This window comes from Hypericibacter adhaerens, from assembly GCF_008728835.1.
In the GTDB taxonomy this organism is placed as follows: Bacteria; Pseudomonadota; Alphaproteobacteria; order Dongiales; family Dongiaceae; genus Hypericibacter; species Hypericibacter adhaerens.
The window spans coordinates 1,475,622-1,499,834 of record NZ_CP042582.1 but is presented as its reverse complement, the minus strand read 5'-3'; the positions used below and the strand labels follow the sequence as shown (position 1 = coordinate 1,499,834).

The window sequence follows — 24,213 nt, the reverse complement described above, 5'->3', positions numbered from 1 at the left end:
GCGATGGCAGGGTGGGAATTCCGTCTGTTGCCGGTGGCCGGGCGGGTGCCGTGCAGCGCCCCGGCCAGGTTCGGCCGAATTGTAGCGCAATCCCGCCCCCCGCCCCAACAACCGCCGTCGGCGCCACAGCGAGCCCAGCCGTGACAAAACGCCGTGGATCGGCCCTGGAATCGTCATGTTCGCGTCCTGTTTCGACGTCAGGCTCGTGACGACAGCCCCGAAGCGGATAAAGATGGTTTCAGGGCAAGCGAAAGATTTTCGAAAGGCAGCTCCATGGCACTCACGCTGGCTTTGGTGGCGCATGACCAGAAGAAGCCTGACATGGCGGAATGGGTCGCGCGGCACCATCAGGAACTGCGTCGCCACCGCATCGTCTCGACCGCGACCACGGGCCGCGTCGTCGGCGAGGCCTGCCCCGATGTCCCCGTGCAGACGGTGAAGAGCGGCCCCTGGGGCGGCGACCAGCAGATCGGCGCGCTCATCGCCGAGGGCAAGATCGACGCGCTGATCTTCTTCCCCGATCCGCTGACACCCATGCCGCACGATGTCGACGTGAAAGCGCTGCTGCGCCTCGCCCTCGTCTACGACGTTCCCTGCGCCTTCAATCCCGCGACGGCGGATCTCCTGGTGAAGGCAGGGCTGCTCGGGAAGTGAGCGTCCTGGCCATCTGGCCCGTTGTCTCGGAGGCGCCCGTTATGCTCCAATAATCTGCAATCGTGTCCGGTATTTCGGAATCGCTTCTCGCCTTCGCGAAGACGGATGAGACGAAATTCCGGAAGGCAACAGGGCGGCCCACCGCCCGACGACGGACGCGAGCATCGACGAACAGGGCAGGCTGGGAGGCCGCACCATGAAGGATCCGACCCCGTCGCAACGGGCCATGCTGGAATTGTCGCTGCGTTCCTCGCTCTCGCGCCGCCGCGCGCTGGGGGCCGGGGCCGCAGGCATCGCCGGGGCCGGCGCGCTGGCGCTGGCTCCGAAGAACGCCTGGGCCAAGACCACCATGACCTGGATGGGCTGGCAGGGTTACGAGACGCCGATCCAGAGCGGCAGCTTCCTCGCCGACAACGACATCGACTTCCAGCCGACCTTCATCTCCTCCAACGAGGAGATCATCACCAAGCTGCAGGCCGGCGGCATCGGCAAGACCGACATCATCACCATGTATTTCGGCTACCTGCCGATCATGGCCGAGGGCGGGCTCCTGGAGCCGATCGACGAATCCAGGATCGAGCCGCTGCCCAAGCTGATCCCGCAATTCATCAAGCAGGACGCGATCCATTACGAGGGCAAGCTGCAGGGCGTGCCCTGGAACTGGGGCTCGCTGCCGCTGATGTACGATCCCGCCGCTGTCGGCACGGTGCCGACCAGCTGGCTCGACATCAAGAAGCCCGAATACAAGGGCAAGGTCGCGATGGTGGACGACCCGCTGGGCAATCTCCTGATCTGGGGCACGGTCGTGACCGGCAAGCCGATGGGCACGATCCTGACCAAGGCCGAGATGGTCAAGGTCATCGACGAGCTGATCGACATCAAGAAGAACCATGCCCGCGCCTTCTTCGCCACCTATGGCGACATGTCGGACGCCTTCGCGCGCAACGAGGTCGTGGTTTCGGCCATCGGCTGGGAGGCGGTCGCGGTCTGGACGCAAGGCAAGGGCAAGACCATCAAATACACGATCCCCAAGGAAGGCACGGGCATGTTCATGGACTGCCTCTGCATCCCCAAGGATGCGCCGCATGTCGACCTCACCTACAAGATGATGAACCACATCCTGTCGGCGGAACCGCAGCGCGTCTTCGCGACCGAGCAGAGCGCCGGCATCACCAACCGCGATACCATTCCGCTGTTGCCGAAGGAGCTCGCCGAATCCTACAACTATGCCGACATCGACGGCTTCATGCAGAAGGCGCGGCTGCAGCCGGTGCCGCCCTCGGAATCGAAGGACGACACCGCCACCTATGACGACTTCCTGAACGAGTATCAGCGCCTGTCGAAGGCGTGATGGAGCGAAGCTCCGACCGATAAGGGACCGGCCGGCCATGGGACGAAAGCATTGGCCCCTCGTGCCGGCCGGTCTCGTCTATGCGGGCGTGTTCGTGGCGCCCCTGCTGTTCTTCTTCGCCATCAGCTTCTGGTCGGTGAAGTCGCGCATCCTGCGGCCCGACTTCACCGTCAAGAACTATGTCGCGACCTGGGTCCAGTATTGGGACTCCATGGCCAACACCATGGCGGTCGCGCTGATGATCGCGGCCGTGACCACGCTGCTGGCTTTCGGCTTCGCCTATGCGGTGCGATTCAAGGCCGGCCGGCTCGAAGGACCGCTGCTGTTCCTGGCGCTCATCACCCTCTTCGGCGGCTATCTGGTGAAGATCTACGCCTGGAAGAGCATCCTGGGGCGCGACGGGATCCTCAACCAGGCACTCCTGGAACTCGGGCTGGTGGGCCAGCCGATCGACGCCTTCCTCTACAACACCAATGCCGTCATCATCACCCTCACCTATTTCCTGCTGCCCTTCGCCATCCTGCCGATCTACGGGAACCTGCGCGCGATCAGCCCCGCCACCATCGAGGCCGCGCGCGACCTGGGGGCGAAGCGCTGGGCGGTGATGCGCGACGTCATCCTGCCGCAATGCGAGAAGGGCATCGTCATCGCCTTCACCCTCGCCTTCCTGATCTCGGCCGGCGACTATGTGACGCCGCGTTTCGTCGGCGGCGGAGCGGCGATGATGGGCCATTTCATCGAGCTGCAATTCTCCCTGGGCTTCAACTGGCCGCAGGGCTCCGCCATGTCCTTCTCGGCCATGCTGCTGTCGCTGGCGATCGTGCTGGTCCTGAGGGCCCTCTTCCGGCGAAGCCTCCGGCCATGAAGGCGCAGTCCGTCTCCGATCTCGCCTGGCGCGCCTTGATCCTGCTGGTGTCGGGTTTCATGGCGCTGCCGCTGTTCCTGGTCGTCCTTTTCAGCTTCAACCAGTCGGCGCTGACGAGCCTGCCGCTGACGGGCCTCACCCTCGACTGGTACCGCAAGCTCTTCGCCAAGGACGCCTTCTGGCCGGCCTTCGAGAACAGCCTGATCGTGGGCTTCGCTTCGGCGCTCCTCGCCATCGCGACGGGCACGCTGGCGGCCCTCGCCCTCTCGCGGCTGCGGCCGAAGCAGGCAGGTCTCCTGATCAACATCCTCAGCATCCCGATGATGATGCCGGCCCTCATCATCGGCGTCTCGCTGATGAGCTATTTCGTGCGCTTCCTCGACGTGCCGCTCGGGCTCTGGGCCGTGGTGCTGGGCCATGTGGTGATCGCCCAGCCCTTCGTGGTGCTGATCGTCTATGCGCGGCTCGCGAGCTTCGACTGGAGCGCCGTCGACAGCGCGCGCGACCTCGGCGCCTCCTCGCTCCGGGCCTTCTTCACCGTGACGCTCCCCATCATCCAGCCCACCATCGTCGGGGCGGGCCTCATCGCGCTCTCGATCTCGCTCGACGATTTCGTGATCGCCTTCTTCACCATCGGCGCCGGCAACACGCTCCCGACCCTGGTCTGGGGGCTGGTCCGGACCTCGCTCGATCCCACCATCAACGCCATCGCGACATTGCTCTTGGCGCTCAGCATCGGCTCGACCATCCTGGCGCTGCGCCTCAGCCGCTATCGGGGATAGACATGCAGATCGACTATTCGGGCAAAGCCGCCCTCATCACCGGCGCCGGGCGCGGGCTCGGCCTCGCCATCGCCCGCGCGCTCCATGCCTCGGGCGCCCGGGTCGCCATCAACGACCGCACGCCAGAAGCGGTCGCGGCCGCGATCGCGAAGCTGGGCGGCGGCGAGCGGCTGACACCGGCACCCGCCGACCTCGCCCAGCCGGGCGGCCCCGAGGCCGCCGTCGAGCAGGCGGTGCGCGCCTTCGGGCAGCTCGATCTCCTGGTCAACAACGCCGCCGTCAATATCGAGCGGCCGATCGAGGCGACCGACGACGCCCATTGGGACCTGCATCTCAACGTCGTGCTGCGCGCGAGCTTCTTCGCCGTGAAGGCCGCCCAGCCCTGGCTCAGCTCTTCCAAGGGCAGCGTCATCAACATCGCCTCGGAGCTGGGGCTCCATGCCATCCCCAACAACGTCGCCTATGTGACGGCCAAGCACGGGCTGGTGACGATGACCCGCGCGCTGGCGCTCGAGCTCGCCAGGGACGGCGTGCGCGTCAATGCGGTCTGCCCCGGCACCATGGATACCGAACTGATGCGCGATTGCGCCGAAGCGAGTCCCGATCCCGCCACCTACTACCGGACCTTCGAGGCCTATCATCCGCTGGGGCGGCTGGCCTCGCCCGAGGAGATCGCCGATTTCGTGCTCTGCGTCGGCTCGCCCGCCGCGGGGTTCATGACGGGCGCGGCGCTCGCCATCGATGGCGGCAGCACCGCCGGCCGGTTCTGAGGGGGCGGCCATGGAATTCTCCGGCAAGCGCGTCCTCGTCACCGGCTCCACCCGCGGGCTGGGCCTCGCCGCGGCCCGGCTCTTCCTCGAGCGCGGCGCCGAGGTGATCCTGCATGGCCATGACGGCAACGGCGTCGCCCGCGCCGTCACCGGCCTGACCAAGGACCATCCGGGTCGCGTCCAGGGCTTTCCCGCCGATCTCGCCGACCGCGCCGCCTGCCGCCGCCTCGCGCAGCAGGCCGGCGCCGTCGATGTGCTCGTCAACAATGCCGGCGTGCTGATGGAGGCGATGATCCCCGACACCGATCTCGCCCTCTGGCAGCGCAGCTTCGCGATCAATGTGACGGCGCCCTGGGTGCTGTCGCGGGCGCTCCTCGAGCCTTTGCGCGCGCGCCGCGGCGTGATCGTCAATATCGGCTCCGATTCCGGGCTCCTGGGCTATCCGGGTTTCGCGACCTATTGCGCCACCAAGGGCGCCGTCATCGGGCTCACAAGAGCGCTCGCGATCGAGCTGGCGCCCGCGGTACGCGCCGTCTGCGTCTGTCCCGGCCCGATCGAGACCGACATGATGCGCAAGAGCCTCGAGGCCACGCCCGACCCCGCCGCGACGCGGCAGGTCTGGGAGGCCTATCCGGCGCTGCGCCGCGTGGCGAGCCCCGAGGAGATCGCCGAGGCGATCCTCTTCGCCGCCTCCCCGCGCGCCTCCTTCATGACGGGGAACCTGATCGTGATCGATGGCGGGGTGACGATGGGGAAGCGGGTGTAATTGTTTCCCCTGTCATCCCCGCGAACGCGGGGACCCAGCGTTCAGCTTGCGTCGCTGGGTCGACAGGGCCCCCCGCTTTCGCGAGGGTGACGGAAGAGCGTCGCGCCCTCCGCGTTTCTTGTCATCCCCGGTCCTCGATCACCCGCTGTTCCGCCTGAACCCAGCCGACGCGCAGGCTCTGGCCGACCTCGAGCCGCGGGGCGTGGGGGCGGTCCTGGGCGGTGAGCTTCTCGCCGCTCGCGAGCGCCAGGACATATTTGTTGTGGGTGCCGAGGAAGACGACCTCCTCGACGACGCCGGTGACGGCGAGATCGGCGCCGGCGCCGTCGGAGAGCGGCCGCACCGCCTCCGGACGGATGACGATCGCGACCGGGCCGTCGGCGCCGGGTGAAGCGAACTCGATGCCGCATTGAGCATGGATCCGGCCGCCGCCGCGCTTCGCCTTGAGGAGATTGGCCTCGCCGATGAAGCCGGCGACGAAGCGGCTGGCCGGAGCGAAATAGATCTCCTCCGGCGCTCCCAGCTGCTCGATGCGGCCGGCATTCATGACCGCGATCCGGTTGGCGAGCGCCAGCGCCTCGCCCTGGTCGTGGGTCACGAACACGAAAGTGCCGCCGATCGCGCGGTGGATGCGGCGCAGCTCCTCCTGCATCGCCTGGCGCAGCTTGAGGTCGAGCGCCGCCAGCGGCTCGTCCAGCAACAGCACGCGCGGCTCCATCACCAGCGCGCGCGCGAGCGCCACGCGCTGCTGCTGGCCGCCGGAGAGCTCGGTCGCGGCGCGGTCCCCATATTCCTCGAGCCGCACCAGCGCCATCACCTTCGAGACGCGCCGCGCGATGTCCTCGGCCGGCAGCTTCTTGAGCTTGAGCCCATAGCCGACATTCTGGCGGACGTTCATATGCGGAAAGAGGCCGTAGCCCTGGAACACCATGTTGGTCGGACGGCGCTCGGGGCCCAGATCCGTCACGTCCTGGCCGTCGACCTCGATGGTGCCGGCGCTGGGCTCGACGAAGCCGCCGATCATGCGCAGCAAGGTGGTCTTGCCGCAGCCCGAGGGACCCAGGATCGCGAGGAAGTCCCCGCGCCGGATCTCGAGATCGAGCGGATGCACCGCGGCGACCGGCCCGAAGCTCTTGCCGACGCCGGCCAGACGCACGGCGATGTCGCTGGTCATCGGGTCACGTCCCCCTGCTTCGAACCCGCGCGGGCTTTCCGGAATGCCGGACCCGCGTCCGCTATTGTGAGCCTCGGGGCGGAACTCTACCCTGCGCTTCGGGGAACTCAAGCATGCGCCGCCGCCCGGAAAGGACCGTCTCTCCATGACAGCGCCCGCCTCGGACTGGCAGATCGTTACACCGGGACGCGACAAGCTGGGCGAAAGCGTGCTGTGGCATCCGACGGAGCGGGCGCTCTACTGGATCGATTTCTACGGACCCACCGTCCATCGCCGCGATCCCGCCACCGGCCAGCAGCGGGACTGGATCATCGCCGGCCATGACTCGATCGGCTCGCTGGTCTTCTGCGCCGACGGAAGGCTGCTCGTCGCGCTCGAGGACGGCGTCCATCACTTCGACCGGAACACCGGCGAGCTCCAGCTCTTCGGCGATCCCAACCAGGGCCGCGCCGCCATCGCCTATAACGACGCCAAGGTCGACCGGCAGGGCCGCTACTGGGTCGGCACGCTCGACGCCAAGGAGAAGCTGCCGCGCGGCATCTTCTATTCCACGCGCTCGGGCCAGGACTGGCGCCTCGGCGACAGCGGCTTCGTGGTCTCGAACGGCCCGACCTTCAGCCCTTCGGGCGACCGCCTCTATTTCAGCGACAGCATGGGCGGGCGCATATTGGCCTATGCGCTCGATCCCGCGACGGGGCGGCTGGGCGAGGCGGCCGAGTTCCACCGCTTCGCGCCCGAGGACGGCTTCCCGGACGGGCTCACGGCCGACAGCGAAGGCAATATCTGGTGCGCGCTCTATGGCGGCGGCAAGGTGTTGCGGCTCGATCCCGGCGGCACGCGGCTCGAGGAGATCGCGCTGCCGGTGCCCGACGTGACCAGCTGCTGCCTGGGCGGGCCCGGCCTCAAGACGCTCTACGTCACCACGGGCCATACATCCGACAAGCCGCCGACCGATCTTGGCGGCGCGCTCTTCGCGCGCGAGGTGGCGATCGCCGGGCTGCCGGAGCCGCTGTTCAAGCCGGAAGAGCGCTGACGCTGCGATTCTTGGCAGGGGGCAGCAGGCGAAGGGCCGCGCGGCGCTCCCGCATAATTTCCTAGACGGACGCTTGCGCCCGCCGCCCAACTTGCCAAGGCCGGTTCGGAGCGACAAGATCGCCTCGAACGGACGGATGCCGGGCGACCGTAAGACGATGGTCATAAATCGTCACGCCTTGGCGGCTGTACCGTTCGACCAGGGATGATCGCGCTTCGCAACCGGGGGGTATCATGACACGGCTTGTCGCAATGCGTGCTCCAGTGACGGGGAGCATGAAGGTGGGTGCTTGGGCCCTGGCGGCCCTGGTCTTGGTCGTGCCGCAGGCCCGGGCGCAGGATGGCGCCATCGACAGCGGCAACACCGCCTGGATGCTGGTCTCGACCGCGCTGGTCATCCTGATGACCGTGCCGGGCCTCGTGCTCTTCTATGGCGGGCTGGTGCGCAAGAAGAACGTGCTTGCCACCTTCGTGCAATGTTTCGCGACCTGCGCGCTCGTCTCCGTCGTGTGGATGATCGCCGGCTACAGCCTCGCCTTCAGCCCGGGCAACGCCTTCGTCGGCGGGTTCGGCGCGCTCTTCCTCGGCGGCATGGAGATCGGCTCGACCGTGGGCACGATCCCGGAATCGGTCTTCATGACCTTCCAGATGGCCTTCGCCGTGATCGCGCCGGCGCTCATCACCGGCGCCTATGCCGACCGCATGAAGTTCTCCGCCATGCTGGTCTTCAACGCGGCCTGGGTGCTGCTCGTCTATACGCCGGTTTGCCACTGGGTCTGGGGCGGCGGCTTCCTCGGCAGCGAGGGCGTGCTCGACTATGCGGGCGGCACCGTCGTCCATATCAATGCCGGCGTCGCCGGCCTGGTCGCGGCGCTCGTGATCGGCAAGCGCCTGCGCTATGGCAGCGAGCATTTCCCGCCGCACAGCCTGGCGTTCTCCGTCGTCGGGGCGGCGCTCCTCTGGTTCGGCTGGTTCGGTTTCAATGCCGGCTCGGCGCTCGCGGCCGACGGGCGCGCCGGGATGGCGCTGGCGGTGACGCAGATCGCCGCAGCCGGCGCCACCTTGTCCTGGATGGCCGTCGAATGGATCCTGCGCGGCAAGCCGAGCGGGCTCGGCCTCATCTCCGGTGCCGTGGGCGGGCTGGTGGCGATCACGCCAGCCGCCGGCTTCGTCGGACCCGCCAGCGGTCTCGCCATCGGCCTGATCGCGGGGGTCGCCTGCTACTGGGGGGCAAATGCGCTGAAGCGGCAGTTCAACTATGACGATTCCCTGGACGCTTTCGGTATCCATGGCGTGGGCGGCATCGTCGGCGCGCTCCTCACCGGCGTCTTCGCCTCGGCCTCGATCGGCGGCGTGCCCGGCCTGATCGAAGGCAATGCCGGTCAGGTTCTGACGCAGCTCTGGGGCACGCTCGCCACGATCGCCTATTGCGCGGCCGTGACCTGGATCATCCTGTTCGCGATCCGCAAGACGATCGGCCTGCGCGTCGACGAGAAGACCGAGACCGTCGGCCTCGATATCGCGCTGCACGGACAGCGCGCCTACGAGATGTGAGCCGGGGAGCGAACGCCATGAAATACGTCATTGCCGTCATCCAGTCGCACCGGCTCGAGAACGTCCGGGACGCCCTGGTCGGACTCGGCATCGGCGCCTTCACCGCCTACGAGGTGCGCCGGTTCGGCGACAGCGAGGAACATACCGAGTTCTATCGCGCGGCCGAGTTCAGCGTCGGGTTCCTGCCCAAGACCAAGATCGAGTTCGCGGTCTCCGACGAGCTCGCCGACCGGGCCGTGAAAGCGCTGCGCGACGCGGCCACGACGGGCAGCGTCGGCGACGGGCGGATCTATGTGCTGGAGCTGGCCCGGACCGTGCAGATCAAGAGCGGCAGGATCGACGCCGACGTGGCGGCGCTGTAGCGCCCCGGGCAAGGGTCGCCGCCGCCTCGGGCGGGCCCCATGACGGGCCGGAATCTCCGGATTCCAGCCCGTCCGGCCGCACCGGGAGAAAGGCCACCCGACCCCCGGGAGGACCGGTCTGCGCGTCCCTGAACCGGCCCGCCCCGCCATGCGTTCGGCAGGGCGGACCAACTGCCTGTCCCGTCTCAAGTAATCCTAAAATATTCCTATAGGCCGCCCTGCGCGCTATGGTGATGGCAGGCGCCGGGTGCGGGCCCTATCGAGGGTTCCGCACGTGTCGCGGCTCGCAGGCCATCATAAAAAATCTTTAATGACAGGGAGTAGGACGACCATGGAGACCAAACGCGATATCGAGAAATTCATCGACGAGATCAAATATGGGCGCATGACCCGGCGCAAATTCGCGCGCGCCATGGCCTCGGTCGGGCTGGCGGTGGCGCTCATGCCGACGGGCCGTACCCGGGCGCTGGCCGACGACAGCGTGCCGACCGTCTTCACCTGGAGCGGCTACGACGCCGCCGAGATGCACGGGGAATTCGACAAGAAGTACGGCAAGGCGCCCAACTATTCGATCTGGGGCGACGAGGAGGAAGCGGAGTCGAAGATGCGCTCGGGCTTCCACCCCGACATGGTCATGCCCTGCTCCTACAAGGTCAACAAGTGGAACGACCTCGGCTTCCTGAAGCCGATCGACACCTCGCGGCTGGAGCATTGGCCCGAGATCATCCCGGCGCTCGACAACGTCCCGGACACGGTCATCGGCGGCAAGCGCATGTGGGTGCCCGCCTGGTGGGGCCTCACCTCGGTGACCTTCCGCACCGACTTGGCGCCGGAATACGTGCCGCCGGAGAAGCACACCTGGGGCATCCTCTGGGACGAGAAATACAAGGGCCGCCTCTCCATGATCGACAGCCTGATCGACGGCGTCATGGCGGCCGCGATCTACTCGGGTGCGAAGGATCCGTTCAACATGACGGAGGCCGAGGTTGCCCACTGCAAGGACCTGATGGTCCAGCAGCGCCCGCTGCTGCGCTTCTACACCAACGACAACACCGGCTGGCAGCAGGCGCTGGCCAGCGGCGAGCTGGTGGCGGCGGATTCCTGGAACGACACCATCCTCAATCTCTCCAAGCAGGGCATCCCCTCCGCCTTCATGATCCCGAAGGAAGGGCCCATGACCTGGACCTGCGGCGTCGCCATGACGTCCTGGGTGAAGCCCGAGATGGAGAACATGGTCTACGACCTGGTCAACGCCTATCTCAGCGTCGACACGGGCGTCTACTGGGTCAATACCTTCGGCATGGGCCACTCGAACAAGAACGTCTATTCGCACATCCCCGCCGACGAGCTCACCAAGCGCGGCCTGACGCCCGGCGATATCGACGCCTACATCAAGGCGGGCCATTTCCAGGCCACGATCAAGAACGAGCCGGTGTTGCAGGCCATGTATGAAGAGGTCAAGGCCGGCATCTGACGGCCTTGGACGGTTTCACCCGGCGGCCTCGAGGCCGCCGGGCGACGGCCGGCCCGAAGGGGGTGATCGCCTGTTGCATCTGACGCCGGGAGAGACGCGCCACGATGGTTAGCGCATCCGAAAGCCTGCCCTCCCAGGCCTTGCCGCCGCTGCCGACGGGACAGCGGCTGCGGGCCTGGTTCTATCGCAACGAAGCCGTGCGCGGCTATCTGCTGCTGTCGCCGACCCTGCTGGTGATGATCGGACTGATGATCGTGCCGCTGGTCGGCATGGTCGGCCTGTCGTTCTTCACCCAGACCTACGTGTCGATCGACTACACCTTCACCCTCAACAACTACTGGACGATCTTCGAGCCGTCCGACAAGGCCGCCCATTTCCTCGGCATCCCCTTCTATCTGAAGAAGCCGATCTATCTGCTGCTGCTGTTCAAGTCGATCCTGGTGTCGCTGGCGGCGACGACCGCGGTCGTGGTGCTGGCCTATCCGATGGCCTATTTCCTGGCCTTCCGGGTCAAGCGGCACAAGATGGCATGGCTGATCCTGATCACGGTGCCGTTCTGGACCAGCTACCTGCTGCGGGTCTTCGCCTGGAAGATCATCCTGGGCTTCAACGGCGTGATCAATTCGGGCCTGGTCAGCCTCGGCATCATCGACAAGCCGCTCGAGTTCCTGCTCTACAATCCCTTCGCGGTCGTCATCACTCTGGCCCATGCCTGGGCCGCGGTCGCGATCCTGCCGATCTATGTCTCGCTCGAGAAGATCGACCGCTCGCTGCTCGAGGCCGCGACCGACCTGGGCGACGGCCATCTGGAGCGTTTCCTGCGCATCACCCTGCCGCTTTCGCTGCCGGGCGTGATCGCCGCCAGCCTCCTGGTCTTCATCCCGACCGTGGGCGACTACATCACGCCGACCCTGGTCGGCGGCACCGACGGCATCATGATCGGCAACGTGGTCCAGTCGCTCTTCAGCAAGGGCAACAACGCGCCGCTCGCCGCGGCGGTCTCGGTGGTGTCGATGATGACGATCACCATCATGGTCTGCCTGTTCCTCTGGTTCGTCGGCCGGGGCCGCCTGTCGCGGCGCGAGATCTGACGCCATGAAGCGGCCTTCCTCCGTCGACCCGATGGTCGGCTACGCCCTCTTCTATCTCGTCTTCCTCTACGGGCCGGTGCTGCTGCTGCCGCTGTTCTCGTTCAACGACAGCATCTTCGTCGCCTTTCCGCTCAAAGGGCTGACCTTCCAGTGGTATGCCCAGATGGTGGAGAACGATGCCCTGATCCATGCGCTGGGCAACAGCCTCAAGGTCGGCATCTCGGCCTCGATCATCAGCACCATCCTCGGCATCCTCGCCGCCAAGGCGATGACCCGCTTCCGCCTGCCGGGCCGGGGCGTCGTGAGCGGCATGATCCTGCTGCCGCTGGTCATTCCCAGCATCATTCTCGGCATCGCGCTCCTGGTGCTGGTGCTCAACGTCTTCAAGATCGACCCTTCGCTCTACACCATCATCGCCGGCCATGTGCTGATCTGCGTGCCCTTCTCGATGCTGGTGATGATGTCGCGCCTGGAAGGCTTCGACAAAAACCTGGAGGAAGCCTCCGCCGATCTCGGCGAGAACAGCTGGCAGACCTTCTGGCGCATCACCTTCCCGCTCGCCATGCCCGGCATCGTGGCGAGCGTCCTGCTCTGCTTCACCACCTCTTTCGACGAGTTCCTGCTGGCCTTCTTCCTGGCCGGCAACGAGGCGACGCTGCCGCTCTTCATCTTCAGCCAGCTCCGGCTGCCCTCGCAGCTCCCCAGCGTGCTGGCGCTGGGCTCCTGCATCCTGGGAGTCTCGTTCCTCGTGGTGTTCCTGTCGGAGCGGCTGCGGCGGATCGGCCTGCAGAAGAAGCCGGCCGCAAGCGCGGAAGCGACCTGAGCGTCCATGACGAGCGCGACGCCGGCACCGCGGCGCCGGGCTGCCCGCCCCCTCGCGCTGGCCGCCGCCATGTCTCTGGCGGCCATGTCGCTGGCGGCCCTTATCGCGGGCGCGCCGGCGTCAGGCGCCGACATGGCATGGAAGAGCCTGCGGATCGGCATGCGCGGGCCGGATTCACCGGTAAGCGAGGCGACGATCGGCTACGAGGCCGATCTGGCGCAGGATCTCTGTCGCCGCATGGCGGTGGCCTGCACATTCGACACCGGCAAGGGAAATGACGGCGTCGCGGCCCTGCTGGCGCGTCGCGTCGATGCCCTGATGAGCTGGCTGCCGGTGACCGCCTCGCAGCGCCAGACGATCGATTTCAGCTATGCCTACGCCCTCGAGCGGCACGGCCTGATCGTGCCGGACCCGGGGCCCCTCGCCGGGCTGCCCGGCACCGGCAAGACGCTCTCCCTGACCGTGACACCTCAGGATGCGCGCGATGCCATCGACGCCCTGCGCGGCCGGCTTGCCGGCAGGACCGTGGGGGCGCTGGCGGGCAGCGTCGATCTGGCCTTCCTGCAAGGCCAGATCGGCGGCAGCGCCACGATCCGGCCCTACGAGTCGATGGAACCGCTGCTGCGGGACCTGGCGGAAGGCCGCCTCGATGCGGCCATGGCCGAGGTCACGCGGCTGCAGGCGATCGTGACGCTGTCCGGCTACCGGAACCTGGCGATCAGCGGCCCGCAATTCAGCGACGAGGAACTCTTCGGCGACGGCATCGCGGTCGGCGTGAGAAAGCCGGATCGGACGCTGCGCGAGATGTTCGATCGCGCGATCGCCGACGCCATCGGCGACGGCACGCTCGAGCGTCTGTCCCTGAAATGGTTCAAGGCCGACATCTCGCCGCACCGCTGCAACTGCAAACCGTTTTGAGGCGCGCAAGAGCGCCCGCACGTCTTGCCCGATGCCGGCCTGCGCCATCCGTCGCACGAAACAGACGGCGCAAACCGGGCCGAAAGCGAAAGAAGGCCGGTATCAGAGGCCGGCCTTCACCGCCTCGAACATCGCGATGTATTTCTCCTTGAGGGCAGGCGGCGTCTCCTCCAGGAAGACGCCCTGCTTGAAGAGCGCCACTGGATCCTTGAGGCCGAGCTCGGCCAGCCGCTCGGGCTTCACCAGATCGAAGGATTTCCGGTTCGAGTGACCGTAGCCGTAGCTGTCGATCAGGAACTCGCCGCTCTGCGGGTCGGTCGCGGCATCGATGAAATCATAGGCCGCCTGCTCGTCGCCGCTGCCCCCTTGGACCAGGGCCAGGCCGCAAACCCAGGTCAGGATTCCTTCCTTCGGGTTCATGTACTCGACCGGCACGCCCTGCTTCTTGAGGACGACCACCGATGCGTTCCAGGCATAGGCCGCGACCAGTTCGCCCGACGCCAGGCTCTGCTCGACCGCGGTCTGATCGGTCCAGTAGTAGCGCAGCAGCGGCTTCTGCTTGATCAGCAGTTCCTTGACCTTGGCAAGCTGGCCGTCGTCGAGGGTGCTGATATTCTTGAAGCCCAGCAGCAGCGCCGCCGAGGAGACCGCGCCATCGACGGAATCGTAGGTGGCGAGCCGGCCCTTGTATTTCTCGTCGAACAGCAGCCCCCAGGAGTCGGTATTGCTGTCGACGAGGTCGGTGCGGTAGAGCACCGAGGAGTTGCCCCAGTCAAAGGGCACAAACAGCGGCTTGCCGTCCTTGGTGACGGTGCCCTTGATCGTCTTCAATTCGGGGAAGATGTCGCCATAATGCTGGAGGCGCGAGGCGTCGACCGGCTTGATGATGCCGGCGTCGAACCAGCGCGGGACCGAATAGGTGCAGGGATGGGTCAGGTCGGGCCGGTAGCCCGAGAGCATCTTCTGCAGCGCCTCTTCCTCGTCGCCGAAGATCGAATGGTTGGGCTCATGCCCGTATTTGGCCGCGAAGCCCTTGTGCAGGTTCGGCTCTTCATAACCGGCCCAGGTATAGTATTCGATCTGGCCGGTCTCGGCGGCGCCGCGTCGCGCCAGCACCGGCACCATCATCATCCCGACCCCGGCCGCCGCGGCCGCGCGGGCAAACTGGCGGCGTGTCAGGCGCCCCGCCGCGAGGCGGTCCTGCAATTCGTTCTTCTCCATGATGAACTCCTCCCTGTAACAGCTTTCTTCGTTGGCCGGCCCGAAGCGGGCGCCCGCCCATGTCCGAGGCCGGTCTCAGGGCGCAAGCCTATCGTCTTTCGCGCCGGCGTGAACAGTTTCTTCGGCAGGCGACATCGGCGCCGCCTCGCGTCCGCGCGGCCGGAAACAGACCAGAGAGACAGGAAAACCGCGGCGGCGCTCGCCGCCGGCAACCGGTTCAGGCGGCTTAGACGTCCCGCGTGGTGGCGCCGCTGAGGGCCGCCTGTGCCGCCGCGAGGCGGGCGATCGGCACGCGGTAGGGCGAGCAGGAGACATAATCGAGCCCGACCTCGGCGCAGAAGCGGATCGAGGCGGGATCGCCGCCATGCTCGCCGCAGATGCCGAGCTTGAGGTTGGGCCGCGTCTTGCGGCCGCGCTCGGAGGCGATACGCACCAGCTCGCCCACGCCCTGCGGATCGAGGGTGACGAAGGGATCCTGCGGCAGCAGGCCCTTGCGCTCGTAGGCCTGGAGGAAGCGGGCCGCGTCGTCGCGCGACAGGCCGTAGGTGGTCTGGGTCAGGTCGTTGGTGCCGAAGCTGAAGAACTCGGCGGCCTTGGCGATCTCGCCCGCCAGCAGCGCCGCGCGCGGCAGCTCGATCATGGTGCCGACCGAATAGGTGGTAGCGACGCCGCTCGCCTTGGCCACCTCGGCAGCCACGCGGTCCACCATCTCCTTCAGGACCTCGAGCTCCTTCGGCAAGGCGACCAGCGGGATCATGATCTCGGGCTCGGCCGTCTCGCCCGATTCCTTCTTCACCTGCGCCGCCGCCTCGAAGATGGCGCGCGCCTGCATCTCGTAGATCTCGGGGAAGGTGATGCCGAGCCGGCAGCCGCGATGGCCCAGCATCGGGTTGGCTTCCTTCATCATCGCGGCGCGGTGGCGCACCGTATCGAGCTCGATGCCGGCCGCCGCCGCCACCTCCGCCATCTCGGCGTCGGTATGGGGCAGGAACTCGTGCAGCGGCGGGTCGAGCAGCCGGATCGTGACCGGCAGGCCCTTCATGATCTGGAACAGCTCGACGAAGTCGGCCCGCTGCATCGGCAGGATGCGCGCGAGCGCCTTGCGCCGGCCGGCCTCGTCGTCGGCGAGGATCATCTCGCGCATGGCGACGATGCGGTTGCCGTCGAAGAACATGTGCTCGGTGCGGCAGAGGCCGATGCCCTCCGCGCCGAAGCGCCGCGCGGTGCGAGCGTCGAGCGGCGTCTCGGCATTGGTGCGCACCTTGAGCTTGCGCAGTGCGTCGGCCCAGCCCATCAGCGTCGCGAAGTCGCCGGAAAGCTCGGGCTGGATGGTGGGCACCTCGCCCAGCATCACCTCGCCCGTCCCGCCGTCGATGGTGATGAGGTCGCCGTCGCGCACCAGCACGTCGCGCACCTTCATGGTACGGGCGTGGGCATCGATCCTGAGATCGCCGGCGCCCGAGACGCAAGGCCGGCCCATGCCGCGCGCGACCACCGCCGCGTGGCTGGTCATGCCGCCGCGCGTGGTCAGGATGCCCACGGCCGCATGCATGCCGTGGATGTCCTCGGGGCTGGTCTCGGTGCGGACCAGGATCACCTTCTCGCCCTTGGAAGCGCGGTCCTCGGCCTCGTCGGCGGTGAAGACGGCATGGCCGCCGGCCGCACCCGGCGAGGCCGGAAGCCCGCGCGCGATCACCTTGCGCGGCGCCTTGGGGTCGAGCATCGGGTGGAGGAGCTGGTCGAGCGAGGCGGGATCGATGCGCCGGATCGCCTCGTCCCGGTCGATCACGCCTTCCTTCACCATATCGACAGCGATCTTGAGCGCCGCCGCCGCCGTGCGCTTGCCGCTGCGGGTCTGCAGCATGTAGAGCTTGCCGCGCTGGACCGTGAACTCGATGTCCTGCATGTCGCGGTAATGCGCCTCGAGCTTGTGGCGCACCTGGTCGAGCTCGGCGAAGAGCTTGGGCATCACCTCTTCCATCGCCGGCAGGCTCGAGCGATTGGCCTTCTTGCCGGCGACGGTCAGATGCTGCGGCGTGCGGATACCCGCCACCACATCCTCGCCCTGGGCGTTGACGAGATACTCGCCGTAAAACGCGTTCTCGCCGTTGGAGGGATTGCGGGTGAAGGCGACGCCGGTGGCGCAGTCCTCGCCCATATTGCCGAACACCATGGCCTGGACGTTGACGGCCGTGCCCCAATCCTCGGGGATCGAATGCAGGCGGCGATAGGTGATGGCGCGCTGGGTCTGCCAGGAGCCGAACACGGCGCCGATCGCGGCCCAGAGCTGGGCCTTGGGATCCTGCGGGAAGGGCTTGCCGGTCTCGGCCTGGACCTTCGCCTTGTAGGCGGCGATGACCTTCTGCAGCGCCTCGGGCGTGAGCTCGGTGTCGAGCGAGAGGCCGCGCTCCTCCTTCTCCAGCTCGAGGATCTCCTCGAAATGGTGATGGTCGACGCCCAGCACCACATTGCCGAACATCTGGATGAAGCGCCGGTAGCTGTCATAGGCGAAGCGGGCATCGCCCGAATGACGTGCCAGCCCTTCGACCGTGCTGTCGTTGAGGCCGAGATTGAGGACCGTGTCCATCATGCCGGGCATCGAGACGCGGGCGCCCGAGCGCACCGACACCAGGAGCGGATTGGCGTCGTCGCCGAACCTGGCGCCGACGGTCTCCTCCACCGTCGCCAGCGCCGCCTCGACATCCTGCTCGAGGCCCGCGGGATAGCTCTGGCCGTTGGTGTAGTAGTAGGTGCAGACCTCGGTGGTGATGGTGAAGCCCGGCGGCACGGGCAGGCCCAGGCTCGACATCTCGGCCAGGTTGGCGCCCTTGCCGCCCAGGAGATTGCGCATGTCGGCGCGGCCCTCGGCCTTGCCGGCGCCGAAGCGATAGACCCATTGGGTCTTGCCCGAGGAAGCGGACGCGGTCTTCTTGGCCTTCGCCACGTTCGTCTGCGCCATGGTTCTCTAGCCTTCGATCTTGGAGAAATCGGCGACCAATCCCAGGGTCGCCCGGATGCGCGACAGCAATCTTAGCCGATTTGCCCGCAAATCCTGATTCGCATCGTTCACCGTCACCGTGTCAAAAAAGGCGTCGACGGGCGCGCGCAAGGCCGCCATTGCCGTCATGGCGCCGGTGAAATCCTCTTTCGTCACAGCCTGATGGGCGGCGGTCGCGGCGGCGTCGAGCGCTTTGGCCAGCGCCTTCTCCGCCTCTTCCTTGAAGCGCGCCGGATCGGCGGCGCCGTCGTAAGACTTGCCGTCCTTCTTTTCCTCGATGCGCAGGATGTTGGACGCGCGCTTTTGCGCCGTCAGCAGATGCGCGCCATCCTCGGTGCCGAGGAATCTCGCCAGCGCATCGACGCGGGCCAGCAGCCGGACCAGATCGCCCTCGCCGCCCAGCGCGAACACGGCCGCGATCAGGTCGTGACGGACGCCCTTTTCTTTCAACGCCACCTTGAGGCGGTCGGCGAAGAACTCGAGCAGGTCGCGCCGCACGCTCTTCTCGTCGAGCGCCAGCTTCACGCCCGCATAGTTCGCGTAGGCTTTGGCGAAAAGCCCGTCCAGCCCGATGCGGAGCTTGTTCTCGACGATCAGCCGGATCGCGCCCAGCGCCGCGCGGCGCAACGCGAAGGGATCCTTCGAGCCCGTCGGCTTCTCGTCGATCGCGAAGAATCCGACCAGGATGTCGATCTTGTCGGCGAGCGCCACCGCGACCGAGACCGGCGCGGTCGGGCAGGCGTCGTTGGGGCCGAGCGGCGAGTAATGCTCGGCGATGGCATGCGCCACCTCCGATGCTTCGCCTTCCGCCAGCGCGTAGTAGCGGCCCATGATGCCCTGGAGCTCCGGAAATTCGCCGACCATGCCGGTAACGAGATCGGCCTTGGCGAGTTCCACGGCACGGCCGACCTTGACCGGATCGGCGCCCGGGATCGATGTCGCGAGCTCGAGCGCGAGGGATTTCACCCGCGCCATCTTCTCGGCGACGGTACCGAGCCTGGCATGGAAGACGATGTCTTTCAGCGCCGGCAGGCGATCCTCGAGCCGGACTTTTCGGTCCTGGTCCCAGAAGAACTGCGCGTCCGACAGGCGCGCGCGCAGCACGCGCTCGTTGCCGGCGACGATCGCGGCGCCCTTGTCCTTGGTCTCCATGTTGGAGACGACCAGGAAATCCGGCGCGAGCTGGCCGTGGCCGTCGACCAGCGCGAAATATTTCTGGTGCGCGCGCATCGAGCCGGTGAGCACCTCCGGCGGCAGGCTCATGAAAGCCTGGTCGATCCGGCCCCTCAGCACCACCGGCCATTCGACCAGCCCCGTCACCTCCTCGATCAGGCCCTCGTCATGGCGGAGCTTCAGCCCCGCTTCGGCCGCCTTGGCCTCGGCCTGGCGCAGGATCTCGGCGCGGCGCTCGGCCGGATCGAGGATGACGTAATGCTCCTTGAGCCGGTGCCGGTAGTCGGCCATGGCCGCCACCGGGAAGGAGTCGGGCGACAGGAAGCGATGGCCGCGGCTCTCGTCGCCGAACTCGAGCAGGGCGCCGCCCAGATCGAAGCTGCCCTTGAGCGGCCGGCCGTCGAACATGGCGGTGATGGCATGGAGCGGACGCACCCAGCGGAAGCTCTGGCTCGCGAAGCGCATGGATTTGGGCCAGGGCAGCGCCGCGATCGCTTCCGACAGCAAGCCCGGCAGGACCGAGGCGGTGGGCCCCCCGGTCTTCTTCGTCACCGCGAACCAGAACACGCCCTTGCCGGTGTCGCGCTGCTCGGCCTGGTCGAGGCTGGCGAGGCCGGTCGATTTCAGGAAGCCCTGGATGGCCGGGTCGGGCGAGCCGACGCGCGGGCCTTTCTTCTCTTCGCTGACGTCCGGCTGCTGGGTCGGGAGGTCATGCACGCCCAGCGCCAGACGGCGCGGCGTGACGAAGCTTTCCGCCTTGGCGAACGAGAGGCCCGCGGCCTTCAGCTTCTCCGTAACGAGCCGCTTCAGCTCCTCGGCCGCGCGCGCCTGCATGCGCGCGGGGATCTCCTCCGAGAACAGCTCGAGAAGCAGCTCGGCCATGGGTCAGACCGGCTCCGTCGATCCGGTGCGCTTTCCCGGCGGCACGAGCCGCAGCAGGCAGCGCAGCGCATGGCGCGAGCGCTGCGCACAGGCATTGCCTTCCGTCGCCCGCGGCGCGGGACGCGCCGCCTCGCTTCGGGAAGGCTCGGCCTCGGGCGCCGGGGCCGAGGCGGGTTGGGTCTGGGTTCGGGGAGCACGTCGCATTCAATCCTATCCTTCTTCTCCGGCGAGCCAGGCCTCGCAACAGCCCTTGGCCAGCGCGCGCACGCGCGCGATATAGGCCTGCCGCTCGGTCACCGAGATGACCCCGCGGGCATCGAGCAGGTTGAAGAGGTGGCTTGCCTTCATGCATTGATCGTAGGCAGGCAAGGCCAACGGCTTCTGCAGGGACAGAAGCGCGTTGCATTCCTTCTCGGCATCCTGGAAATGGCCGAAGAGCGTCGCCACGGTCGCGTGCTCGAAATTGAACGCGGAGAATTCGCGTTCCGCCCGCAGATAGACATCGCCATAGCGGACGCCGGCGCCGTTCCAGTCGAGGTCGTAGACGCTCTCGACGCCCTGCACATACATGGCGAGGCGTTCGAGCCCGTAGGTCAGCTCGGTCGAGACGGGGTCGCATTCGATTCCGCCGACCTGCTGGAAATAGGTGAACTGGCTGACTTCCATCCCGTCGAGCCAGACTTCCCAGCCGAGGCCCCAGGCGCCCAGCGTGGGGCTTTCCCAGTCGTCCTCGACGAAGCGGATGTCGTGGGCCATGGGATCGATGCCAAGTGCGGCCAAACTGCCCAGATAGAGCGCCTGGCTGTCGGCCGGCGAGGGCTTCAGGATCACCTGGAACTGGTAGTAGTGCTGGAGCCGGTTGGGATTGTCGCCATAGCGCCCGTCCTTGGGGCGGCGCGAGGGCTGGACATAGGCGGCGCTCCAGGATTTGGGCCCCAGGGCGCGCAGGGTGGTCGCCCAGTGAAAGGTGCCGGCCCCCACCTCCATGTCGTAGGGCTGCAGGATCAGGCAGCCCTGCCGCGCCCAATAATCCTGGAGTTTCAGGATCAAGCGCTGGAAACAGGTCTCGGGGTTGGCGGCGGACCGCTCACTCAAGGCGGGCTATTCCTTGGCGGAAAGTTTTTTTGTGCGGGTGCGAAAGCTACCGGTGCGCAGGGGGCAGGGTCAAGCCAGCCGGTTAAGACGGGTTAACCATACGCGGCCCGGAAGGATTTGATTTCACGCCCCGAACGGGCATCCCGGCTTGCCGCAGGCGCCCATGCCTCGTGCGACATAAGCGCCGCAAACACGGCATTCCAAGGTCTCGGACACGGTGTTGCGGGCGCCGGCCGCCCTGTTCGCGGCCCCCTGGGGACGCGCCGTCTGGCGCTGGCCGCGCGCCTGGGCCTGCGCCTCGCGGGCCCGCGCCTGGGCCTCCTCGATTCGCGCCTTCTGGACCCGTCCGATGATTTTGAAGGCCTGCCAGATCACCACGATGATGATGATCAGCACCAGAATCTTGGGCAGACCCGGCATGGAGAACATGCACGGGGTTTATAGGCGGCTCGGGCAGGGGTCAAGGATGGAGGGGGCTGTGTTCTGTGTCCCCTCCCCCGTTCAGGGGGAGGGCCAGGGAGGGGGAAAACCCGATGTCTGCCACCGAGCAGCCCCCTCCTCAATCCTCCCCCGCAAGGGGGGAGGAGACAGATCTCGAGTTACAGAATCAGCCCCGCCCCATCGCGCAGCACCGCCTCGGCCGCCGCGGTGTAGCGGCCGTCGGGTTCATGCAGCACGAGGCCGGGCGCGAGACGGGTCGGCGTGTGGATTCCCTTGCGGGCGCGGACCAGCACGCGCGCGGCCGGGCGGTTGCCGCCGGGCCAGAGGGGAAACAGCACGATCTCGCCGAAGCGGCCCTGCAGCGCCGCCAGGATCTCCTCGAGCCGGTCGGCGCGGTGGATCAGCACGAGATTGCCCTTCGGCCGCAGCATGGTGTGGGCGACGCGCAACCAGTCGGCGAGCTGGGCCTCGCCCTCCACGTTGGAGCGCGCCTTGTCGGCCTGCGGCGACGGAGTCGCGGCCCCGGCCGGCATGAAGGGCGGGTTCATCATCACGTGATGGAAGCCGCCCGGTGCCAGGCGCGGCGGCAGATGCAGCAGGTCGCCCACCATGATGTCGACGCGCCCCTTCATGCCGTTGAGCTCGGCATTGCGCATGGCGATACGAGCGGCCTCGCGGTCGATCTCGACGCCCATGACGCGCAGGGAAGGCTCGCGCGCGGCGAGGCAGAGCGCCGCGGCGCCGACGCCGGCGCCCAGCTCGAGCACCAGGTCGGTCGGCGTGGCGGGAACGGCGGCCGCCAGGAAGACCGGATCGATGGCGACGCGATAGCCATCCACCGGTTGCAGCAGGCGGATGCGCCCGCCGAGGATCCGATCCTCGCGCAGGCCGCTCGCCTGGAGGTCCATTGCCGCGGCACCCGCGGGCGCCGCGTCTCCCGGCTTCGCGCCGGTCACGGGACCGGCTCCTTCCCCGCCGCCATCAGCCGCGCGGCTTCGTCATAGTCCTCGTCCGCCACCATGACACGCCGCGGAATCGCGGCGATCGAGCCCTCGAGCACGCTCATATGCGCGTCCAGCAGATGCGCCTCGATGCCGGCATCGGCCAGCAGGCTGGTGAGCCAGCTGAGCCAGACCAGGTCGTTGCTGCGTGTGAGTTCCCGCAAAGCCCGAGACCCTTTCTCCCCCCGCGAGCGCGCATCGTCATGCCGGTCATCGGCCGGATTTGGGGCCGCTGCGCCGGGAAACCGGGGCGACCCCTGCGTCGCCAGCATGGCTGGCCAGCCGCCTTGACCCGGGCTATACCCCTCCTATGCTCGCCTTGCGGGGGTTCGAGGGTCAAGCAAGGACCGGCGGCAAGACCGGGCCGGCATGACGTCGAGATGATGAAGTGAGTGGGACGGGACCGGCCTTTCGGGGCCAAGGCCCGTATGGGAAGGCAATCATGGCCATCGTCGTCAATCTGGATGAGGAGCGCAGCAAGTCGCGCAAGCCCTCGCTCGAGGCGCTGCAGCGGCTGGCAGGCGAGGATCTGACGGCGGTCAACGCGCTGATCCTGCGCCACATGCAGAGCCCGGTGGCGCTGATCCCGCAGCTCGCGGGCCATATCATCGCGGCCGGCGGCAAGCGGCTGCGCCCGCTCCTGACCCTGACCTCCGCCCGGCTCTGCAATTATCGCGGCGACCGGCACAAGGCCCTGGCCGCCACCGTGGAGTTCATCCATACCGCGACCCTGCTCCATGACGACGTGGTCGACGACAGCGAGCTCCGGCGCGGGCTCGCCACCGCCAACGCGGTCTGGGGCAACAAGGCGTCGGTGCTGGTGGGCGATTTCCTCTTCAGCCGCGCCTTCCAGCTCATGGTGGCGGACGGCTCGCTCAAGGTGCTCGAGATCCTCTCCGGCGCCTCGGCCGTGATCGCCGAGGGCGAGGTGCTGCAGTTGGTCACCACCAACGACACCGAGACCAGCGAGCAGGCCTATCTCGAGGTCATCCGCTGCAAGACGGCGGCCCTTTTCGCCGCCGCCTGCCGCGTCGGCGCCGTGGTGGCGGACCGCCCCAAGGTCGAGGAGGAGGCGCTCGAGAGCTACGGCCTCAATCTCGGCATCGCCTTCCAGCTCATCGACGACATGCTCGACTATTCCGCCCGGCAGTCGGAGCTGGGCAAGACGGTCGGCGACGATTTCCGCGAGGGCAAGATCACGTTGCCGGTGGTGCTGGCCTATCGGCGCGGCGGCACTGAGGAGCGTGCCTTCTGGCGGCGCACGCTCGAGGAGCTCAAGCAGGAGGAAAGCGACCTCGCCCAGGCGATCGAGCTGATGGAGCGCCATGGCGCGCTGCGCGACACGGTCGCCAGGGCCGGCCATTACGGCGCCATCGCCCGGGACGCGCTCGGCATCTTCCCCGATTGCGAGGAGAAGCGGGCACTGCTCGAGGTCGTGGATTTCTGCATCGAGCGGGCCTACTAGCCCCGGTTCCCGGGTTCCCGGCCCCGGCCTAAACGGCCGCAGGGCCACGGCTTTTCCAACCCTTGCAGCCCGCCCGGCCAGCGGCTATAACCGCGCGCCTGTCGGAGTGTAGCTCAGCCTGGTAGAGCACTGTGTTCGGGACGCAGGGGCCGGAGGTTCGAATCCTCTCACTCCGACCATTCCCGCCGATCATCCCTATCGACCTGACGCCCCGTGGCGGACCGCGCGGGTTTGCTTCGGCGCGCCTCTGCCGCCGGCGTCTCATCCTACAGCGCCCAGCGGACTCGCCGTCGCCGGCCTCACGCCGCGCGATTACGTCCG

23 protein-coding genes and 1 tRNA gene are annotated in these 24,213 nt (G+C 67.4%); 15 read left to right on the top strand and 9 right to left on the bottom strand.

Features of this window, described 5'->3' with window-relative positions; genetic code table 11:
• Window positions 1–273 precede the first annotated feature (273 nt).
• The 6 genes from FRZ61_RS06595 (at window position 274) to FRZ61_RS06570 (ending at window position 5,188) form a co-directional block, all read left to right on the top strand.
• Window positions 274–654, top strand: a complete 381-nt coding sequence (locus FRZ61_RS06595) for a methylglyoxal synthase (RefSeq protein ID WP_151115909.1) — start codon at window positions 274–276, stop codon at window positions 652–654.
• 196 nt (window positions 655–850) lie between these two features.
• Complete coding sequence (locus FRZ61_RS06590; RefSeq protein WP_151115907.1) at window positions 851–2,005, top strand: ABC transporter substrate-binding protein; 1,155 nt, start codon at window positions 851–853, stop codon at window positions 2,003–2,005.
• A gap of 37 nt (window positions 2,006–2,042) precedes the next feature.
• Complete coding sequence (locus FRZ61_RS06585) at window positions 2,043–2,870, top strand: ABC transporter permease (protein ID WP_151115905.1); 828 nt, start codon at window positions 2,043–2,045, stop codon at window positions 2,868–2,870.
• Window positions 2,867–3,652, top strand: a complete 786-nt coding sequence (locus FRZ61_RS06580) for an ABC transporter permease (RefSeq protein ID WP_151115903.1) — start codon at window positions 2,867–2,869, stop codon at window positions 3,650–3,652. The genes FRZ61_RS06585 and FRZ61_RS06580 overlap by 4 nt, the downstream gene beginning before the upstream one ends.
• A gap of 2 nt (window positions 3,653–3,654) precedes the next feature.
• Window positions 3,655–4,422, top strand: a complete 768-nt coding sequence (locus tag FRZ61_RS06575; RefSeq protein ID WP_151115901.1) for an SDR family NAD(P)-dependent oxidoreductase — start codon at window positions 3,655–3,657, stop codon at window positions 4,420–4,422.
• A 10-nt stretch (window positions 4,423–4,432) separates the two neighbouring features.
• A complete protein-coding gene (locus FRZ61_RS06570) occupies window positions 4,433–5,188 on the top strand; it encodes an SDR family NAD(P)-dependent oxidoreductase (RefSeq protein ID WP_191909328.1) in 756 nt (251 codons plus the stop codon).
• Between the two features lie 121 nt (window positions 5,189–5,309).
• On the opposite strand, the gene FRZ61_RS06565 is transcribed toward FRZ61_RS06570, so the two are convergent.
• Window positions 5,310–6,362: an ABC transporter ATP-binding protein gene (locus tag FRZ61_RS06565; RefSeq protein ID WP_151115897.1), complete on the bottom strand. Its 1,053-nt coding sequence runs from the start codon at window positions 6,360–6,362 to the stop codon at window positions 5,310–5,312.
• A 145-nt stretch (window positions 6,363–6,507) separates the two neighbouring features.
• On the opposite strand from FRZ61_RS06565, the gene FRZ61_RS06560 reads away from it, so the two are divergent.
• The 7 genes from FRZ61_RS06560 (at window position 6,508) to FRZ61_RS06530 (ending at window position 13,616) form a co-directional block, all read left to right on the top strand.
• Entirely contained in the window at window positions 6,508–7,395 is an 888-nt protein-coding gene (locus tag FRZ61_RS06560; RefSeq protein ID WP_151115895.1) for an SMP-30/gluconolactonase/LRE family protein, read from the top strand.
• A 275-nt stretch (window positions 7,396–7,670) separates the two neighbouring features.
• Window positions 7,671–8,948 carry an ammonium transporter gene (locus FRZ61_RS06555; RefSeq protein WP_318526364.1) on the top strand — a complete coding sequence of 426 codons (1,278 nt, stop codon included), beginning with the start codon at window positions 7,671–7,673 and terminating at the stop codon, window positions 8,946–8,948.
• A 17-nt stretch (window positions 8,949–8,965) separates the two neighbouring features.
• Window positions 8,966–9,310, top strand: coding sequence for a P-II family nitrogen regulator (locus FRZ61_RS06550; protein WP_151115891.1), 345 nt, complete (start codon window positions 8,966–8,968; stop codon window positions 9,308–9,310).
• 331 nt (window positions 9,311–9,641) lie between these two features.
• A complete protein-coding gene (locus FRZ61_RS06545; RefSeq protein WP_191909327.1) occupies window positions 9,642–10,784 on the top strand; it encodes an ABC transporter substrate-binding protein in 1,143 nt (380 codons plus the stop codon).
• A gap of 104 nt (window positions 10,785–10,888) precedes the next feature.
• Entirely contained in the window at window positions 10,889–11,875 is a 987-nt protein-coding gene (locus tag FRZ61_RS06540) for an ABC transporter permease (protein WP_151115887.1), read from the top strand.
• 4 nt (window positions 11,876–11,879) lie between these two features.
• Window positions 11,880–12,698, top strand: coding sequence for an ABC transporter permease (locus FRZ61_RS06535; RefSeq protein ID WP_151115884.1), 819 nt, complete (start codon window positions 11,880–11,882; stop codon window positions 12,696–12,698).
• 6 nt (window positions 12,699–12,704) lie between these two features.
• On the top strand, window positions 12,705–13,616 hold the full coding sequence (locus FRZ61_RS06530) for a transporter substrate-binding domain-containing protein (RefSeq protein ID WP_151115882.1): 912 nt from the start codon (window positions 12,705–12,707) through the stop codon (window positions 13,614–13,616).
• Between the two features lie 102 nt (window positions 13,617–13,718).
• Here FRZ61_RS06530 and FRZ61_RS06525 read toward each other — a convergent pair whose 3' ends face one another.
• The 8 genes from FRZ61_RS06525 to FRZ61_RS06490 form a co-directional block, all read right to left on the bottom strand.
• Window positions 13,719–14,837, bottom strand: a complete 1,119-nt coding sequence (locus FRZ61_RS06525; protein WP_151115880.1) for an extracellular solute-binding protein — start codon at window positions 14,835–14,837, stop codon at window positions 13,719–13,721.
• A gap of 226 nt (window positions 14,838–15,063) precedes the next feature.
• The gene (gene ppdK / locus FRZ61_RS06520) at window positions 15,064–17,796 is read right to left on the bottom strand and encodes a pyruvate, phosphate dikinase (RefSeq protein WP_151115878.1); all 2,733 of its coding nucleotides are present in this window, start codon (window positions 17,794–17,796) and stop codon (window positions 15,064–15,066) included.
• Window positions 17,797–17,802: 6 nt separating this feature from the next.
• Window positions 17,803–19,890, bottom strand: coding sequence for a glycine--tRNA ligase subunit beta (gene glyS, locus FRZ61_RS06515; RefSeq protein ID WP_151115876.1), 2,088 nt, complete (start codon window positions 19,888–19,890; stop codon window positions 17,803–17,805).
• Between the two features lie 3 nt (window positions 19,891–19,893).
• Window positions 19,894–20,094 carry a hypothetical protein gene (locus tag FRZ61_RS06510; protein WP_151115874.1) on the bottom strand — a complete coding sequence of 67 codons (201 nt, stop codon included), beginning with the start codon at window positions 20,092–20,094 and terminating at the stop codon, window positions 19,894–19,896.
• 6 nt (window positions 20,095–20,100) lie between these two features.
• Entirely contained in the window at window positions 20,101–20,985 is an 885-nt protein-coding gene (locus tag FRZ61_RS06505; protein ID WP_151115872.1) for a glycine--tRNA ligase subunit alpha, read from the bottom strand.
• 123 nt (window positions 20,986–21,108) lie between these two features.
• A complete protein-coding gene (locus FRZ61_RS06500; protein ID WP_151115870.1) occupies window positions 21,109–21,405 on the bottom strand; it encodes a hypothetical protein in 297 nt (98 codons plus the stop codon).
• A gap of 179 nt (window positions 21,406–21,584) precedes the next feature.
• Window positions 21,585–22,382: a tRNA1(Val) (adenine(37)-N6)-methyltransferase gene (locus FRZ61_RS06495; protein ID WP_225309151.1), complete on the bottom strand. Its 798-nt coding sequence runs from the start codon at window positions 22,380–22,382 to the stop codon at window positions 21,585–21,587.
• Window positions 22,379–22,591 carry a putative signal transducing protein gene (locus FRZ61_RS06490; RefSeq protein WP_151115868.1) on the bottom strand — a complete coding sequence of 71 codons (213 nt, stop codon included), beginning with the start codon at window positions 22,589–22,591 and terminating at the stop codon, window positions 22,379–22,381. The genes FRZ61_RS06495 and FRZ61_RS06490 overlap by 4 nt, the downstream gene beginning before the upstream one ends.
• A 278-nt stretch (window positions 22,592–22,869) precedes the next feature.
• On the opposite strand from FRZ61_RS06490, the gene FRZ61_RS06485 reads away from it, so the two are divergent.
• Both FRZ61_RS06485 and FRZ61_RS06480 read left to right on the top strand, forming a co-directional pair.
• Complete coding sequence (locus tag FRZ61_RS06485) at window positions 22,870–23,892, top strand: polyprenyl synthetase family protein (protein ID WP_151115866.1); 1,023 nt, start codon at window positions 22,870–22,872, stop codon at window positions 23,890–23,892.
• A gap of 102 nt (window positions 23,893–23,994) precedes the next feature.
• Window positions 23,995–24,071 (top strand) — tRNA-Pro (locus FRZ61_RS06480).
• Window positions 24,072–24,213: the final 142 nt, after the last annotated feature.

Excerpts from the sequence above, each read along its gene's own strand:
- FRZ61_RS06595 (WP_151115909.1), top strand. The coding sequence starts at position 274 with ATGGCACTCACGCTGGCTTTGGTGGCGCATGACCAGAAGAAGCCTGAC.
- FRZ61_RS06585 (WP_151115905.1), top strand. The coding sequence starts at position 2,043 with ATGGGACGAAAGCATTGGCCCCTCGTGCCGGCCGGTCTCGTCTATGCG.
- FRZ61_RS06570 (WP_191909328.1), top strand. The coding sequence starts at position 4,433 with ATGGAATTCTCCGGCAAGCGCGTCCTCGTCACCGGCTCCACCCGCGGG.
- ppdK (WP_151115878.1), bottom strand. The coding sequence starts at position 17,796 with ATGGCGCAGACGAACGTGGCGAAGGCCAAGAAGACCGCGTCCGCTTCC.
- FRZ61_RS06565 (WP_151115897.1), bottom strand. The coding sequence starts at position 6,362 with ATGACCAGCGACATCGCCGTGCGTCTGGCCGGCGTCGGCAAGAGCTTC.
- FRZ61_RS06500 (WP_151115870.1), bottom strand. The coding sequence starts at position 21,405 with ATGCCGGGTCTGCCCAAGATTCTGGTGCTGATCATCATCATCGTGGTG.
- glyS (WP_151115876.1), bottom strand. The coding sequence starts at position 19,890 with ATGGCCGAGCTGCTTCTCGAGCTGTTCTCGGAGGAGATCCCCGCGCGC.
- FRZ61_RS06555 (WP_318526364.1), top strand. The coding sequence starts at position 7,671 with ATGAAGGTGGGTGCTTGGGCCCTGGCGGCCCTGGTCTTGGTCGTGCCG.
- FRZ61_RS06580 (WP_151115903.1), top strand. The coding sequence starts at position 2,867 with ATGAAGGCGCAGTCCGTCTCCGATCTCGCCTGGCGCGCCTTGATCCTG.
- FRZ61_RS06560 (WP_151115895.1), top strand. The coding sequence starts at position 6,508 with ATGACAGCGCCCGCCTCGGACTGGCAGATCGTTACACCGGGACGCGAC.
- FRZ61_RS06525 (WP_151115880.1), bottom strand. The coding sequence starts at position 14,837 with ATGGAGAAGAACGAATTGCAGGACCGCCTCGCGGCGGGGCGCCTGACA.
- FRZ61_RS06510 (WP_151115874.1), bottom strand. The coding sequence starts at position 20,094 with ATGCGACGTGCTCCCCGAACCCAGACCCAACCCGCCTCGGCCCCGGCG.
- FRZ61_RS06485 (WP_151115866.1), top strand. The coding sequence starts at position 22,870 with ATGGCCATCGTCGTCAATCTGGATGAGGAGCGCAGCAAGTCGCGCAAG.
- FRZ61_RS06590 (WP_151115907.1), top strand. The coding sequence starts at position 851 with ATGAAGGATCCGACCCCGTCGCAACGGGCCATGCTGGAATTGTCGCTG.
- FRZ61_RS06540 (WP_151115887.1), top strand. The coding sequence starts at position 10,889 with ATGGTTAGCGCATCCGAAAGCCTGCCCTCCCAGGCCTTGCCGCCGCTG.
- FRZ61_RS06535 (WP_151115884.1), top strand. The coding sequence starts at position 11,880 with ATGAAGCGGCCTTCCTCCGTCGACCCGATGGTCGGCTACGCCCTCTTC.
- FRZ61_RS06530 (WP_151115882.1), top strand. The coding sequence starts at position 12,705 with ATGACGAGCGCGACGCCGGCACCGCGGCGCCGGGCTGCCCGCCCCCTC.
- FRZ61_RS06545 (WP_191909327.1), top strand. The coding sequence starts at position 9,642 with ATGGAGACCAAACGCGATATCGAGAAATTCATCGACGAGATCAAATAT.
- FRZ61_RS06575 (WP_151115901.1), top strand. The coding sequence starts at position 3,655 with ATGCAGATCGACTATTCGGGCAAAGCCGCCCTCATCACCGGCGCCGGG.
- FRZ61_RS06550 (WP_151115891.1), top strand. The coding sequence starts at position 8,966 with ATGAAATACGTCATTGCCGTCATCCAGTCGCACCGGCTCGAGAACGTC.